15 protein-coding genes are annotated in these 15,156 nt (G+C 51.6%); 4 read left to right on the plus strand and 11 right to left on the minus strand.

The genetic code is table 11. From position 1 onward, the window contains the following. Nucleotides 1-30: 30 nt before the first annotated feature. Nucleotides 31-333, minus strand: coding sequence for a hypothetical protein (locus LKK83_RS09350; protein ID WP_324630812.1), 303 nt, complete (start codon nucleotides 331-333; stop codon nucleotides 31-33). 616 nt (nucleotides 334-949) lie between these two features. Between LKK83_RS09350 and LKK83_RS09355 the strand changes: the two genes are divergently transcribed. Continuing rightward, nucleotides 950-1,201: a hypothetical protein gene (locus LKK83_RS09355; RefSeq protein WP_324630813.1), complete on the plus strand. Its 252-nt coding sequence runs from the start codon at nucleotides 950-952 to the stop codon at nucleotides 1,199-1,201. Between the two features lie 547 nt (nucleotides 1,202-1,748). Beyond that, the gene (locus LKK83_RS09360; protein WP_324630814.1) at nucleotides 1,749-2,561 is read left to right on the plus strand and encodes a PHP domain-containing protein; all 813 of its coding nucleotides are present in this window, start codon (nucleotides 1,749-1,751) and stop codon (nucleotides 2,559-2,561) included. Nucleotides 2,562-2,661: 100 nt separating this feature from the next. Here the strand turns inward: LKK83_RS09360 and LKK83_RS09365 are convergent, their stop codons facing one another. From LKK83_RS09365 to LKK83_RS09405, 9 genes are all read right to left on the minus strand, one after another. Next, the gene (locus LKK83_RS09365) at nucleotides 2,662-4,356 is read right to left on the minus strand and encodes an alkaline phosphatase D family protein (protein ID WP_324630815.1); all 1,695 of its coding nucleotides are present in this window, start codon (nucleotides 4,354-4,356) and stop codon (nucleotides 2,662-2,664) included. A gap of 413 nt (nucleotides 4,357-4,769) precedes the next feature. Next, a complete protein-coding gene (locus LKK83_RS09370; protein WP_324630816.1) occupies nucleotides 4,770-5,957 on the minus strand; it encodes a baeRF7 domain-containing protein in 1,188 nt (395 codons plus the stop codon). Nucleotides 5,958-6,091: 134 nt separating this feature from the next. After that, nucleotides 6,092-6,229, minus strand: a complete 138-nt coding sequence (locus LKK83_RS09375; RefSeq protein WP_324630817.1) for a hypothetical protein — start codon at nucleotides 6,227-6,229, stop codon at nucleotides 6,092-6,094. A 185-nt stretch (nucleotides 6,230-6,414) separates the two neighbouring features. Further along, nucleotides 6,415-6,945 carry a gluconokinase gene (locus LKK83_RS09380; RefSeq protein WP_324630818.1) on the minus strand — a complete coding sequence of 177 codons (531 nt, stop codon included), beginning with the start codon at nucleotides 6,943-6,945 and terminating at the stop codon, nucleotides 6,415-6,417. Nucleotides 6,946-7,036: 91 nt separating this feature from the next. Next, complete coding sequence (locus LKK83_RS09385; RefSeq protein ID WP_324630819.1) at nucleotides 7,037-7,888, minus strand: Npun_R2479 family HD domain-containing metalloprotein; 852 nt, start codon at nucleotides 7,886-7,888, stop codon at nucleotides 7,037-7,039. Between the two features lie 105 nt (nucleotides 7,889-7,993). Then, nucleotides 7,994-8,161, minus strand: a complete 168-nt coding sequence (locus LKK83_RS09390) for a hypothetical protein (protein WP_324630820.1) — start codon at nucleotides 8,159-8,161, stop codon at nucleotides 7,994-7,996. Nucleotides 8,162-8,290: 129 nt separating this feature from the next. After that, nucleotides 8,291-8,458 carry a hypothetical protein gene (locus tag LKK83_RS09395; RefSeq protein ID WP_324630821.1) on the minus strand — a complete coding sequence of 56 codons (168 nt, stop codon included), beginning with the start codon at nucleotides 8,456-8,458 and terminating at the stop codon, nucleotides 8,291-8,293. Between the two features lie 672 nt (nucleotides 8,459-9,130). Next, nucleotides 9,131-9,892 carry a hypothetical protein gene (locus LKK83_RS09400; protein ID WP_324630822.1) on the minus strand — a complete coding sequence of 254 codons (762 nt, stop codon included), beginning with the start codon at nucleotides 9,890-9,892 and terminating at the stop codon, nucleotides 9,131-9,133. Between the two features lie 135 nt (nucleotides 9,893-10,027). After that, nucleotides 10,028-12,388, minus strand: a complete 2,361-nt coding sequence (locus tag LKK83_RS09405) for a glycoside hydrolase family 31 protein (protein WP_324630823.1) — start codon at nucleotides 12,386-12,388, stop codon at nucleotides 10,028-10,030. 374 nt (nucleotides 12,389-12,762) lie between these two features. Between LKK83_RS09405 and LKK83_RS09410 the strand changes: the two genes are divergently transcribed. Beyond that, complete coding sequence (locus tag LKK83_RS09410) at nucleotides 12,763-13,566, plus strand: hypothetical protein (RefSeq protein ID WP_324630824.1); 804 nt, start codon at nucleotides 12,763-12,765, stop codon at nucleotides 13,564-13,566. A 444-nt stretch (nucleotides 13,567-14,010) separates the two neighbouring features. Then, nucleotides 14,011-14,826, plus strand: a complete 816-nt coding sequence (locus LKK83_RS09415) for a hypothetical protein (protein ID WP_324630825.1) — start codon at nucleotides 14,011-14,013, stop codon at nucleotides 14,824-14,826. A gap of 17 nt (nucleotides 14,827-14,843) precedes the next feature. On the opposite strand, the gene LKK83_RS09420 is transcribed toward LKK83_RS09415, so the two are convergent. After that, nucleotides 14,844-15,008, minus strand: a complete 165-nt coding sequence (locus LKK83_RS09420; RefSeq protein WP_324630826.1) for a hypothetical protein — start codon at nucleotides 15,006-15,008, stop codon at nucleotides 14,844-14,846. Nucleotides 15,009-15,156: the final 148 nt, after the last annotated feature.

Below are 15,156 nucleotides of genomic sequence, written 5' to 3' on the forward strand. Positions count from 1 at the left end.
ACAGTCCCCAGCAAGAACCGAGCCAATCTCTTAAAAGTCGAACTGACGAAAATCCCAGTCATTCCTCGGGAAAACCGGCTGGCTCGATTCCACGTCGCTTTCCTCCCCTTCTCCCTCTAACAAATGTTCCATTCCTTCGGGAAATACCGACTCGTCAATAATTAAAATCGCCCCGTCAATGGGATCTGTTTCGGCAATGGTTTGAATTTCGCGCTCGAATTCTTCCTGTCCCCGTTCAAAAAATTCTTGGGAACTGTTGCCGGGACGTGCAACCCCACGCAGGGATAGAGGAGTAATCAATGCCACAGTGGCGATCGCTAATAAAATTTTCATCGTTTTAACCTTGGGTTTACACTCTTTAATCGAACGGAAAGCGGGAGCCTTGACTTAAGGAGTTTGGCCATCGGATTATTCACTTACTCGTTCTCAATTGGAAGGCGAAAAAAACCCTTCTCGAGTGCCGATTTGCTCCCGCAATAACTATACGTTTAGCGGTGGGCACGAACCCACCGGAACCCACCCGACTTCCGGAAATTGAATCGGGGTTTCGATGTCTTGCCCCTACCCCTGCTTGCACCACAAAGGAATCCCCGGAATGGCAAGGGTTTTTTCTCCTCCCTTTAACTTTATTTTAGCTTATAAACAAAATTTATTTAAAACCCGCTCGCCCATAACGTAAACCCCAGATTCCCGCAGAAAAATGGGCGGCACCCAAGATGACAACCTCCCCTCTGCCCCTGGGTGACGGTTTGGCAAGACCGATGTCATATTAGCCGCACAATACCCCGATCGAGGGTTGACGAAATTGCTGCCCTGGATTCACAATAATGCCAGAGAGTCAAAGGAATTCGATTGGCACAATTTTGCTCGGGATTCCTAGGCGATCGCGGCTCCGATCGCAAACGTAACAGCATCCTGGTTTGTTGTACTCAACCAGAAGGTAACATTTATGACAAATTCTCTGTTAACTCAAGCCAAAACTCTCGGATTTAATCTCCATCGCGACCCGGAAGGAAAACTGTGGATTTTACCGCGCAAAAAAACCGACCGATGGAAATTGCTCGAATTAGAAGAAGGACGCTGGTTGTTAATTGTAGGTAACGTGCCCCAGATTAGTTTTTGGCCTCGAGAAGCTCAACTCTTTTTGTTCCGTCGTCGCTCTTCCCTAAAACCCCATGAAAAACTGGTAAAAAACCCCTGAGCGGGCCATCCCACCGCAATCGAATGCTCTCAATTCTCCCAAGTGGCACGGGAGCTATTGGCTGCACCTGTGAAAAAAGTCTTCGTGCCGCAAATTGATCTTACATTTCGCAAGTCAGATAGGGCGATCGCGAATTGACTAGGGTTGAGCCGCTACTCAAGACCCTACTCTGACCGTTAAGCGGGTGGCCATCGCCATCGCGCAAACCGCTCAAGAACGACCGTAACCCAATTCAATGGCGAACAGCTAACTCGAGATGATGCACGGATCCCCTCGGGTAGAACCCTCGATTTATCGCGTCTCTGACGGGGGCTAGGGAGAACCCCACCCGCGCCCGCCCTATGGAAAAATGGTATAACTGCTGAAAACATTTAGAATTGCATATTTGGGGCAATAACGCTGAGGGGGAAAATCGTTCAAGTTTTTAAAGCCCCCCAATGTATGGAGAATAGAAATAAACCGGCAGAATGTGGGTGGATTCGCAGCAGATTACAATGATCTATAAACAACTCGCTCATCCGATTCGCAAATACAGGTCAAAACAATTATGCTAGAACTACACTGCCACACCACCTATTCCGACGGAACCCTCACGCCGACGCAACTCGTGGAACGAGCCGTGGGTGCCGGCGTGCGCGCCTTAGCCATCACGGACCACGACACGGTGTCGGGGTGGGACGAAGCGATCGCCGCCGCCGCCCCCTATCCCCTAGAAATCGTCCCGGGACTGGAACTCAGTACCGTCCACAATGGCTGTTCCCTGCATATCCTGGGATTCTATCCCGATCGCCAGCGCCTCGACTCCCCCTTGCGCGACGCCCGAGCGGGACGGTTTCGCCGCGCTACCCAAATGGTCGAAAAGCTCGCCGAGTTGGGATATCCCATCGAATTGCCGGAAATGCAAGGCGGGATGGCCCCCGGACGCCCCCATATTGCCGCCGCAATGGTGAAAGCCGGCTACGTGCAAACCCCCCAAGAAGCCTTCGATCGCTGGATCGGCGAGGGGAAAAGCGCCTACGTGCATTACGAGAAATTCTCCATCCAGGAAGGCATTGCCTTGTTACGCAATTGCGGCGCAATTCCCGTCTGGGCGCATCCCTATCTCTTCCGAGGCGGCGACATCGAAACCGTTTTGGCAGAAATGGTAGAGGCGGGGTTAATGGGGGTGGAAGTGTATCATCCCACTCATACCCCCTTCCAAGTGGCACATTTAAAACGCTTATGCGCTGAATATAATTTATTGATAACCGGCGGGAGCGACTATCACGGGCCGAGTTCAAAAGGGGAGGAACGCACAACTCTCAATCAACTCAATTTGCCCTTACAACTGCTCGAGGCGCTGAAAACAGCGGCGTCTTAGACAGAGAAGACCAGAAACCGGGTTTCTCGCGCTCAGAAGTGGCTCATTCGGACAGTTTTTCTGAACCAACCCGGTTTCTCATCTATAGGACTCCCCCACCCTAGGAAATGGCATCCAAATCCAGACGAGTTTTGTACACCTCAAAAGTACCGTGGCGATCGTGTTTGCCCCCAAACAAATCGTAAATCACCCCCACATCGCCATTGTCTTTGTCCGCGAGGCGGACGATGCCGAAATTATAATGCCGGCAGAGGGCTAAATTGCGGACGCGATAGGGAACATTGCCTTTGCGATCGCCGAGTACCCCGTCTTTTTGCACCCCGAATTCCAACACCCGGCGAGCGAAGGGACTGAGATCCGCATAAGTAATCCCACTGGAGGTAAGCTGGAAAACTCTCGCCCCGGGAGAATCGGGATGAGAGATTTTAAACGCTGCCCCAACGTGAACGTCACCGCTGATAAAAATCACCTTCCCCTGGGTCTGTTGCGACCACCGAAACACCAAACTCAGCAGTTTATTGCGTTCGTCCCAGTTGCTTCGATGTTCCCAGTGATCGCGCTGATCGTCTTGATATCCCATAAAAGACAAGTCGATTTCGTTAATCGCAAAGCTGTTGAAATGAACCACTGGCACTGGGGAGATGATAAACAATATCCGAGGCGGATCGTTATATTGTTGGTTCAACCACGCTTCAAACCGCATCCATTGCTCCACACCCAGGCTGCGGAGTTCGGCTCGGTTATAGTTATGATGCCCGCGCATGTCCAAAATGTAAAAGGCATACCTGCCGTAATTAAGGGAATAGTCAAACTGGTTGGCCTCGGAGTCTGTAGGCGGATTGTGGGAATGTTGATATTCTTCATACACCTGTTTGGCCGCCTCGAACATTTCTCCCGCCAAACGCAACTGTTCGTTTAAATTCCGCAGTTCCCAAGAGCGATCGAGCAAGCCGGCCAGTTCTTTCGGCGTATAAGACCCCCACCCATCCACGATATCGTGGTCGTCCCAAATCATATAGGTGGGAAAGCGGCGATACACTTTCTGGAGGGCAGAAAACCCCCAGTATCCCCGGTATATATCTCGATACCAATCCACCATCTGCGCGCGATCGGGATTGCGATGTCGGTTCTGTCGCAGCCATTCCCAAATACTCAGCTCTTTTTCCCCATCTACATACACCTGATCTCCCGTGGCGAGGATGAATCGCGCATCGGCGGCGCACAGTTCTCGGTAAAAGGCATCCCACATCTCCATCTGCGCGATTTTGTGTCCTTCATAGGGCATGTGGCAACTGTAAATGCCAAAGTTGACGGCTGTGGCTTGCTCTGGAAAGGTTCTAAATGACAGTGGCTCTTCATGGCCCAATTCCCAGGGCATCTCGCGGTTGGGCTGAAACAAAGCGTAGTAGTACCGGGTATCGGATTGCAAATCCTCGATATCCACCACCACCGTTAGGTCGCGATCGCGGTCGATCTGTAGGGGAATCGGACTTTCTGTGGCTGTGGCGATCGCCCTTCCGTCCCCAGTTTCCGAAGGTTGCGTCCCGGGCACCTGACCCCTGGATGACGTGACTCGGCACTCCTCGCGGTTGTTCTCCCGCACCACATCCGGCATCCCCTGGGTGGGAATCGGATCCCGAGACACCACCAACCAGTACCTCCCCGCCTCGGAAACCCGGAACCACAGGCGCACGCTAGACGCGGTGGTATGTCCGATGATGCTCCCGCGATCTAAGCGCGGATTGGGCCAAGGTCGCTTTTGCGGATCGTAGAATTTAAGATTGTTCTGCGTCACGGCTAACCTCCGGGTGAAAATTTAGAAATGCAAATGCCTTTATTATGGAGGAAATTATGCGATCTCGTTTCATCCACGACCCCCACCCCCGACCCATTCTTTCACCTGCGGCAAAATTGAAAATTGAAAATTGAGAATTTAATCCCGGGGTGGGAAAATCAACCCGAATCGAATCTACGGAGTTCGCCCGACCCCATCCTCACCCTGCGTGCCTCGCGCAATGCCCATATTTCCTCCCCCTTCCCGATCGCATCCTTGTGGCGCACGTAATATCCCCGTTCCCGTCCCTACAAGCCACTGCCGGACAAAAAAACCTCGTCAGTTCTTCAATTGCACATCCCCCAAATGTTTTAGGGGCACGGCATTGCCGTCCCCCTATCTCTGGTTATTGCGATCGCGATCGCCCGATTCTGCTACTGGGCAGCCGCCACACTATAGCGGGCGATCGCCGCTACCGGTGCATTCCCGGGAACCCGATCGCGCGGTTCGGCATAAACCGTTCCCCCATTCAAGAAGGTATAAACTGCCGCGAAATCTAACAGGTCTTCGTCATTGGGTTGGGGTGACTCGTGGATGTCCACGGTATTGGTATTCGGGTCGAACTGTCCCCATTGATGTCGGTCCACCGCCACAAACAAGGAATCCAGCCGTTTGTAATATGCCGCCGGCACGATGTCTTGCAGTTGGCTAAACGCTTCGTGGTTCTCGGGGGAACCGACTAATTCTTCATACTTGCTCACCGCCTCGTGATAAGCCTGCTCGAATTCCGGCTGTACCACCTGCCAGGCCCATTTTTGCAGTTCTTCCGGTTTGAGCAATTTCGGATTGCCTGCAATGCCTTTTTCCAGCAAGTGGGAATAGCTGTTCGCTTCGTGGTAAATCGGCAAGATCGACTCGTCGCCGGCTAATACCAAGGGCGCGTCTTCATCGTGCAGCTTTTGCGCGATCGCCTCATTGACTTGGTGGAAATATTGCGCGATATCCCGTTGGAATTTATCGCGATCGGGGCTTCCTTGTCCGTGGGACACCCTTTCCTGCGCGGGATTGCGGGTTCCGCCTCGGGAGGTGAAAAATCGGAACTGACCGGATTTAGCTGTTTCGTCATACAGCAGCGCTTCTTCCAGACTCTCCGGCACATCTTCCACATGCATTTCCCGGACGTTATACTGGGTTGCTTCTAGCAGTCGCACGTTATGTTGGCTCAGTGCCAAGATAAAGAAGCGTCCGTTTTTGGTCAGCAGGGGCATCAGGGGCTTGAGATGGAAGCGATCGCCCACCACCGCTAGTTCTTCCACCTCCAATGGCACCCGATAGTAAACAAAGCGATCGGGAGATGCAAAAATTGCCAACCCATGCTCTTGGTGCTCCCAAAAGTCGGGGGTATCCAGATCCTTGACGGGCTGTAGCCATTCCATCGCATCGGAAACCCGAATCCCGATCGCGTCTAATTTCTGCTCTACCTCTGTCATCAAGTTTTTGAAGCGAATCGGACTTTGCTGCGTTTCTGACCCGCGCTTGGGAGTGGGCATGTAAATCGACACGCAAGGGGTTTGAGTGTTTTCTATCAAGTTTTTAAGTTCATCTTTAGAGAAAAAATCCATAAATTCGGTCTCCTATGTTTGCAAAACAAAATATGCGAAAAATCCATCGCCACCGGAACGATAAAGCCGATGAAAATGGACTTTTCTATTAAGGTGAGCCATTAAACGCTCAACAAGTGCCTGTTAATATTTCATCAAAACCCGGCTTGCATGTCATCTTTCTTTTGATAGAAACCTGCTCTGAGCCGATCGCCGCGATCGCCCCTTTTCTCCCGGCGCGTCTTTCCCACTCCCCCCACTCCTCCCCCGCCCTCGCGGTTAAATTGTGGCAAGGGGTTGACAAAAAAATGGGCATCGGGTACAATGAAGCCGTGGCGTCAGGCAGGGCTTATGTGCAATGCGCATATTGCTTAACGAGGCTGCCCGCGCGATCGCATTGTGTTTCACCGATGATTATATCACCCCTGGCGATCGCATCGCATACCCCGGGGTAGGGAAATGGTGGGCATTGCCCAGTCTAGGGAATGTCGATCGCATTGGCGATAATTTCTTGCACGATCGCCGTCACGGGTAAGGCAGCATCCACATAAAGCGCCGCTTGCGGATCGGGGGGTTCTAGGGTGTCGAATTGACTTTGGAGCAATTCGGCGGGCATAAAATGATTCTGGCGCTGATTCATTCTGGCCTGGATGAGTTCAAACGACCCTTGCAAGTAAATCCACTTGAGCGCATCCCAATCATCGGCTAGGGTTTGGCGATGGGCAGCTTTGAGGGCGGAACAACTCAGCACCAGGTTTTGCCCTTGTGCGATGGCGGTGGCGATCGCCTGACGCATTGCCCGCAACCAGGGTTGGCGATCGGCATCATTTAACGGGATTCCCCGACTCATTTTCTCTCGGTTCTCGGGGGGATGAAAATCATCCGCATCCTTAAATTGCCAATTCAATTGCGCTGCCAAAGTCTGGCCCACTGTGGTTTTCCCGGAACCGGATACCCCCATAACGATCGCGATGGTGGTGTTTTCTGCGAATCTCTCCTGGTTTACCATCGATTTCCTCTGCGTTCCTGTAACTGCAATAAAAACCCGCGTTAGCCACCCCCCGGGTAGCAACGCGGGAAACCGCTACGACCCCGACGCCCTAGGCGATCGCGCTGTAACTATGTTCGTGTTCTACCCGGAATACATTTGCCGTTAAGTTGGCGATAACTTGCTTTCCTTGTTGGGTCAGCTCTAAATATTTGATGGCATCTTCGATGTAAGGATAAACCACGCCCCAGAAAAATTTGGGATAATTGTGACGCAAATCTGCGGGAGTGCGGTAGTTTAAGGCTTGATTTTGACCCGTTTCTTCAAATTCATAAAATAAGGCGGCGATTTTTTGCAAGTAGCGCGGATCGCTCAACTGACCGATTAAATCTGCAGCGCGAACTAACCCGGGGTAGTTTATCGTGTCTTGATGGTCTTTATCATTGGGGACGGGAAACCGAGTGAGTTCGATATTGCGCTTGATTTGTTCCGCATCGATCAGTCCGTGACCGCCAAAGCGTTCTTGGATAAACTGTTTTCCGCGATCGACGTGATAAGGCGTCAAACTGGCATCCGTAGCCCCGCGAGGCAGGGACACCCTCATGCCTTCGCGTCCCGTGGCATACAATCCTTCCGTCGGTATGTCTTGCTGACAAACGCCTTTGACATACCCAATATCGTGGCACAATAGGGAAATAATAAAGTGCAGCCAATCTTCGCAGGAAACGCCCCCTTCGCGGATATGCTTTCCGCGCAAGATTTCTTGTCCGACTAAGGTGACGAAAATGGTATGTTCCACATTATGATAAAGGGCATCGCTGTTGGCAATGTTTTCTAGAGCCATGCCTCCTGCCCAGGCGATAATCTCTGAATAGTGCGACTTGTAACCCCCATAGGTTCGCCGATATCCTGACTGCAGTCGGGGAACGAATGAATTCATTAACAGTGCGGTTGCATTAAACATTTGAGTTCATCTGTGCGATTGAAATTGCTAATTCTACTTTCTCCGATTTGGCTGAAAATTGAAGCGATCGCGATCGGTAGTAGCGGGTGATAAGTGTTAATACGGCTAGGCGATCGCTACCAGACAATCTGGCGATCGAAATCGGAAAGTTGAGGTGACGGATCCGGGGCATCCGGTGCGATCGCGATCGCACTCACAGCCGTTTTTCCCTGGCACGCTGGCTTGGCGCGAACGCAGCACCCCCGCCATCCCTGGCACCACAGCAGGTGCCACCTTCCCGAAAACTCTGCAAGCCAACCACAGAAAATTGCAAAGGTTTGCAATCTTGTAGAATTCTACACCCCTTGTCAATCGGAGCTTTTTTGCGATAAATCCCTGCAATTATTGTGTAAATTATGGTGACTACCGCGATCGCCCCCCAGTGCGAGGGTCGAGGAATGCAGGTTCGCCACCACCGATTCGATTGAGGGATGTCTCGCGATCGCCAATGCAAGAGAAAATTGTATTTATTTTTATTCTATCCGCTTCGGCGGGACATTGCCCACCCGCTTTGCGGGGAAAATTGAGCATTGAGAATTGAGAATTGAGAATCGAAAAGTTAAACATTAACGGTTGTCAGTATTTAACTTGCAATCCGCCCCGGGGGGAGACTTTCGAGATTTAATTGTTAATTATTAATTGTTAATTGTTAATTGTTAATTGTAGCTCGCTTTCCGGCAAGGGAGTGGAAGACTCCACCGCCTCAAAGCGGTAAACCCATGCAAGGGAGGCAACAGCGGTGAAAGAAGACTGAGAAAAGTGTAAAAAAATATTTCAATTTACCTTACCGTAGCGTAGGTAACACAGAAAAAGGTAGGAATCTTTGTTAATCTAGAAAGTGTGAGAATTGTAGTCGAGTGCCAAACGGCACGCTTTGAGGAATGCAAAATTGTCAAACTTGTAAACACAGAGGAACGAAAACCTGCCCCATGCAGAAAAAAGTGTTTATCGTGACTGAAATCGAACAGTTAGCCAATCGCGGATACTGCGATCGCTGGCAACCGGCGTTAGCGGGGTAATAGCTAAAGCAGTGGTGGGAGCGATCGCCCTAGAGCGGTTGCCAACCCGGTAGAGTCAAAATAGGGAGTTTTCCGTGGGGGGGGGAATAGAGGGGCAGGTTCAGGAAAGTTCATCCCCAATCTAGAAACTTGCTGTCAACCCGCCCCTACATTGGTGGGTATTTTTTTTGAGAATTATCGCCCATTAATCCGCAGAATGGGAGATAGCAGATTGGGAAAACACAACCTCATCCAAGGCGTGATTAATCTGCAGTAAAATGGCTCTAAAAATGCGGGGTTCGTTCGCGATCCACCAAGAGGCAGCGGTTTTGCAATCCACCACAGCGCGAACCTGCGGGGTTAAAAGCGGGGAAAATTCTGCCAGAGCCTCGGAGTCGAGCAATGCAGCGATCGCCCGTTCCCGGATAGGGGTAGCGCGAGCCACCTCAGCTTTTTTGCCCAATAATTCCGGCAGAGTTTCCCTCGGGGAAGCAAGTGCGTTTTCCGGGGTAGAAATCTGCTGTTGTTTGAGAGCGATGCACTGAGATAGAGCCTGTAAAATCAGAGTTTCAATCACCTGCAGTTGCGGTTCTAAGCGATGAATCAGAGAAATTACATCGTTTAATTCCACATAAACTTCTTCGATAAATAAGGTAGCCGATTGATGAAATGGATGTAGGGGATCGATTCGAAAGGTTTTGGTCGGCAACCGATCGAAATCCGCTTCTACTTGTTGCCAAAGGAGGGTTAACAATTGACTCACTCCGATCGCCTCGCGATCGACAATTGCAGTGTGCAACAATTTGCGGGTTTCTGAGGCATTGACCATATCCACGAACCCCTCCACATAAGTCCCCAACTTTTTGCTGGGGTCGAGCTTAAACTTTTTAATGGGCAGAGCTTGCACGAGACGCGCGATCGCCTCGAGTTGGGAAGACACCGGGATAGTGGCAATCAATTGAGACATGGGATTGGAATTCAGGGGATCGACGATAGGGGAAAAGCGATCGCACTGTGGCGAGGAATGCGGCAAGAGGGGGGAAAGGGTGAAGGAGAACCCTTGCCCTTGTCCCCGCCTTGGGGGAAACCGTCAGGGAAACCGTCAGGGGATAAACCGAAGCTGACGGGGGGAGCCATCGTCTGCAAACCGTTGTTCGCCGATGCCGATCGCTTCGATGATTATCTCACGCTTTGGCGGTATCCAGTTGCCATCCCGGGCAGAAATCTCCACCACCAGTTGTCGTTCGTCTTGGGTGACTGAATAGGTGATGGTAGAGCGATCGCCTTGTTCGTAGGCAAAACTGTCACCGTCATCCTCGTAAAGGACAAAGGTTTTGTGCAGAGTTTCCGGGCCAGTTATCGGCCAAATGCGGATCCGAAGAGCATCCAGGGGGCGTTCGTTTGCATACTGCATCACCGGAGCCATTGGAATTATCGCCCCAGCACTCACGTAAAGCGGCATACGGTTCAGGGGAGCAGCGGCCAAGATATAGCCCGGGCCTTTGTGAAGCTCCCCCGTCCACCAATCGTACCACACCCCGGCGGGCAAATACACCGCCCGACAGGTGACCCCGGGACGGTAAACGGGAGCCGCCATCAAAAACGGACCGAGCATCACTTGGTCGTGGAGGGTGTAAGTTTGGCGATCGCGGGGAAAATGATAAAGCAGGGGGCGCAAAATCGGTGCCCCAGAGGTAGCCGATTCCCAGAACAAGCTGTAAATATAGGGTAGCAGGCGATAGCGCAATTCGATATACTCGCGACAGATACGTTCTTGCGCCTCGCCGAAGCACCAAGGTTCGTGACGTTCCGTACCCAAAGCCGAATGGGCGCGCATCAGGGGATAAAGCATACCCACCTGCATCCAGCGCGCGAACAATTCCGCCGTTGCATTGCCCGCAAACCCGCCGATATCGCAGCCCACAAACGGCACGCCAGAAAGGCCCATATTGCATAACATCGGCAGCGACATTTCCAGATGTTCCCACAAGGATTGATTGTCCCCCATCCATACCGAAGACCAGCGCTGAATGCCGGCAAAGCCCGATCGCGTCAGCACAAACGAGCGTTTTTCCGGGCGGTGTCGCCGCAACCCTTCATAACAGGATTTTGCCATCATGTGACCGTAGAGGTTATGGACTTCCGCGTGAGTGGTACGTTCCTCCGGCGGGCCTTGGGGGGCATCCAGGGGGAAAGAAATTTTCTCGCCATTATCGCCAAACGGGCGATCGGCGATTGCCGGTTCGTTCATATCATTCCAAATCCCCGCCACGCCCACATCGGTGAGAGATTTGTGGCACTCCCCCCACCAGTGTCTCACATCCCGGCGGAGAAAATCGGGAAACAGGGCTTTATCCGGCCAGACATAGCCGTGAAACAGTTGCCCATCGGCTTTGCGGACGAAATAATCCCCCGCACATCCCGCGTCGAACGCGGGATAATCCGCTTCCGGTTCGTACTTCACCCCCGGGTCCACGATCGCCACCGTATGGAAGCCATTGCGTTGCAGTTGCGCGAGGGTTTCCGCCGGATCTGGAAAGCGAAACGGACTCCAGGTAAAGACGCGATAGCCGCGCATGTAGTCGATATCCAGATGAATGACATCACAGGGAATGCGGCGATCGCGAAACTCCCGCGCCAACTGCAGCACTTCCGCTTGGGAGTCATAACTCCAGCGACACTGATGATAGCCCAGCGCCCATTTCGGCGGCATCGGCATTCGTCCCGTCAGCTCGGTATAAGTAGCGAGAATCCGTTCCGGTTCCGGGCCGTAGATAATATAGTAATCCAGTTCATCGGCGCGGGTTTCCATACTCGAGACCCCTGCTTGTGCCGCACCGATATCGAATTGACTCCAAAAGGGGGAATTGAGAAATATACCATATCCCACATTCGGACGCAAGGCCATAAAGAACGGAATGGCTTGGTACATTTCATCGGTGAGGACGCCATAATCCAGGGCATCGGTAGTCCAGTTTGTGGCCACTTTCGAGCGTTTGTCCAGCAGTCCCGTGCGTTCCCCGAACCCATAGAAGTGTTCTTCCGCTTCGATGTGCTTCGCGCAGGCGATCGCTCCCATGCGCCAGCGCATCCCCGCCTCCGTATCGGCGGCGAACGGTTGACCTTGAGGGTTGCGACAGGTAATCCGAGGCGGGTTCAGATTGATGCCAACCTCCATTCGGGCGGTTTGGAGAGTGGCGACATCGGCGGTTTGCTCCAGGGTAAAGTCGGTTTCGGGCCATGCTTCGTCTGGTAAGGTGACGGCCCAAGACCGACGGGGCATGAATTCCCCGGTGGGGGACATTCGCACGCGCACTAAATTCGGTGCCAGCACTGCGATCGCCACTTGCGGGCCGCCACAGTCAAAATAAATCTGGCGACCAGACGGCTGTACCGATTGTACTGCATCCAGACCGTTCCAGGGCTGTGGGCTGCTTGGAAGTTTTCCGAAATATTGTGGCATAGAATGGTTCGATGGGTGATTGTTTTTCATCATCTTTCCTTCGTAGGATATCACCCAGCCATGCAATTGGTTGCTCTCTATACAAAACGCCCATCAGGCGAGGAACCCCGAGGGAGAGCCTCTTTCCGCCCGGGTTCCCCTGTCTGCCCCTGCAAAAATACCTCTTTAGGTAGAGGAGAGGCTACTCCATCGACAGAGGCGATCGCGGCATCCCTGTGTCTACAATGAGAATATAGAATAGCAGTTAAACCTTGTGCTGATTGATGGCACGAGGCAACTTATTCGACATCAGACATCAGTGGCACTGGCGATGGGCGCTCCAAAAAAGCGCGATCGTTTGCCAGACTGAATTTTAATACGGAGGAACTTAAAATATGTTAAACCGATTCTCTCGAAAAAACGGTCTGCCTCGCATCGGAGGGTTTCGCACCAGCGCGATCGCCCTAGCATTGATGGCAATGCTGTTGCCCGCTTGTAACCAGCAAGAGCCAGAAACTTACGAAAATGCCGAAGAATCCAACGTGACGCAAGAAGAAGTCGCCCAATCTGCTGAGCAACTCATCGGTCAAACCGTGAGCATCCGAGGAGATGTGGAAGACACGGGAGATTATCCCACTTCCTTTTTAATGGACGACGACACCTTGTTTGGCGGTGAAGAAATTCTCGTCATCAATGCCACGGAATACCCCTTTGTGCTTCCCGAAGATGACGAGATTGAAGTGCAAGTTACCGGCGAGGTTCGCAACTTAGCACGCGGTGATATGGAAAATGAATTGGGCATTGATTGGGATGCAGGGATGTACTCCGACTGGGAAGGCAAACCCACCATTATCGCCCAGTCTATCGTATTAGCCCCAGAACCGGAAGAGATAGTCGAAAATCCCGCCCAGTTTTACGACCAACCCCTGGCGGTGGAGGGTGAAATCGCAGAAATTGTCGGTCCGAATGTATTTACCCTCGAGGAAGAAAATCTGGCGATCGTCAATGTGGGTGCGGGACAACCCCTGCAAGCAGGCGAAGAGGTTGTCCTCACCGGTGAATTGCGTACATTCGTGTTGGCTGACTTGGAACGAGAATACGAATTAACTTGGGATTTAGACGTGCAAGAACAGCTAGAAGCTGAATTTAGCGATCGCCCGGTCTTTGTTGCCGAAGGAGTCTATCCCAGCGCTAAATAATTGATTGGTCATTGGTCGTTGGTCATTAGTCCTTGGTCATTTGTCATTAGTCCTCGGTCATTAATTGAAAGGGTCAGTGGGGGAGCAAACTCATTTGCACCCTTACCGATGACCTGGAAAGGCAATTTGGAGGCGGAAGCGACAAAAAACGGCTGACCCACCAGATTAAGCGTTAAATTTGGGAAAAATTGGCACAATCTCTCTTCAATGGGGGTTACTTCTCCACGAATATTCGGCCTAGGATTTTTTCCCTTGGCAAGTGCCCCTTTGAAGAGATGCAGTTAAATATTACTCCAGTAAGAGGCGATCGCTCATCTAAAGGCAGAGGCGATCGCCCTTTCATTTGGGCTAAGATAAAGGGAGATGAACAGTTATCGCTCGCTATTCTGTTGTAGAGAAGAATAAAAAAGCGATCGGAATGTAGAGTAAGGAAGAAAATTTAACATGAATAACCAATTTAAAAGCAACACCCATTTAACCGACTTCGGCATCCGCACTGGGGCGATCGCCTTAGCGCTTTGCGCCGCGTCACTGATGCCCGGTTACAGCAAAAGCGAAGTGGAAGCCGCCACGCCTCGGATGAAACAAACCATCCCAGCAGAAGAAGTTTCCGAATCCACGAGCGAATATCTCGGGGAAACTATCACCATGCGCGGCGAAATCGAAGAAACCAACGAATATCCAAACTCGTTTTTAATCGATGACGAACGCTTTTTCGGCGGCGAAAATATTCTGGTGTTGAATGCCACCGGAGATGTGATTTCACTTCCCCAGGAAGATATCGACGTGCAAGTTACGGGTGAAGTTAGAGAATTTCAAGTCGCGGAGATCGAGCGAGAATTTGATTGGGATTTAGATGCGGATTATTACGTGGAATATGAAGGGCAACCCGCGATTGTGGCCACTTCCATTGTCTTATCCCCAAAACCAGAGGAAATCACCGAAAATCCCCGCGTTTACTACGGTGAAGACCTCTCCATCGAAGGGGAAGTTTCGGAAGAGATGGGCGTGAATACCTTTACCCTGGAAAATGACGAATTTGGCGGCGAAGACTTGCTAGTTTTAAATGCAAAAACCGGAGAAATCGTCCAAGATGGGGACAAAGTAGTAGTCACCGGAGAAGTGCGTCCATTCATTATCGCCGATCTGGAGCGAGAATACAGTTTAGATTGGGATTTAGACATGCAGCGGCAGCTAGAAGCGGAATACGAGAATCAACCCGTATTAGTGGCAGAAGGCATCTATCCGGCTGCGGAATAATTAAATCCCCTTGCCAGTTATCCTAGGGCAACTTTGAGAGCCAATCGAAACTGGGGGATGGCGGATAAAATCCCGGGTTTCCAGTTGCCCGGTAAGGGATTGCACTCATTGCTGAAGCCGATTTGCTCGAGCCGATCGCGCTTTGGGGAATGAATCCGGTGCAACTGATTTCCCGTCCTCACCCCGAGAACTACTCCCTAGATAGAGGCGAATATTCTCCGGTGGGGTTATCCTAGAAATATAACGCAAGCTCGATGATTTAAACAAAATAAAAAAGCAAGAAACACGCTTAAATATAGAGCGACTGCTAGTGCAGCAGTCCGGAAAATG

This window comes from Phormidium sp. CCY1219 (assembly GCF_035615515.1).
GTDB lineage: Bacteria > Cyanobacteriota > Cyanobacteriia > Cyanobacteriales > Laspinemataceae > CCY1219.

Excerpts from the sequence above, each read along its gene's own strand:
- LKK83_RS09350 (WP_324630812.1), bottom strand. The coding sequence starts at position 333 with ATGAAAATTTTATTAGCGATCGCCACTGTGGCATTGATTACTCCTCTA.
- LKK83_RS09360 (WP_324630814.1), top strand. The coding sequence starts at position 1,749 with ATGCTAGAACTACACTGCCACACCACCTATTCCGACGGAACCCTCACG.
- LKK83_RS09410 (WP_324630824.1), top strand. The coding sequence starts at position 12,763 with ATGTTAAACCGATTCTCTCGAAAAAACGGTCTGCCTCGCATCGGAGGG.
- LKK83_RS09405 (WP_324630823.1), bottom strand. The coding sequence starts at position 12,388 with ATGCCACAATATTTCGGAAAACTTCCAAGCAGCCCACAGCCCTGGAAC.
- LKK83_RS09400 (WP_324630822.1), bottom strand. The coding sequence starts at position 9,892 with ATGTCTCAATTGATTGCCACTATCCCGGTGTCTTCCCAACTCGAGGCG.
- LKK83_RS09395 (WP_324630821.1), bottom strand. The coding sequence starts at position 8,458 with ATGCTCAATTTTCCCCGCAAAGCGGGTGGGCAATGTCCCGCCGAAGCG.
- LKK83_RS09415 (WP_324630825.1), top strand. The coding sequence starts at position 14,011 with ATGAATAACCAATTTAAAAGCAACACCCATTTAACCGACTTCGGCATC.
- LKK83_RS09380 (WP_324630818.1), bottom strand. The coding sequence starts at position 6,945 with ATGGTAAACCAGGAGAGATTCGCAGAAAACACCACCATCGCGATCGTT.
- LKK83_RS09385 (WP_324630819.1), bottom strand. The coding sequence starts at position 7,888 with ATGTTTAATGCAACCGCACTGTTAATGAATTCATTCGTTCCCCGACTG.
- LKK83_RS09355 (WP_324630813.1), top strand. The coding sequence starts at position 950 with ATGACAAATTCTCTGTTAACTCAAGCCAAAACTCTCGGATTTAATCTC.
- LKK83_RS09370 (WP_324630816.1), bottom strand. The coding sequence starts at position 5,957 with ATGGATTTTTTCTCTAAAGATGAACTTAAAAACTTGATAGAAAACACT.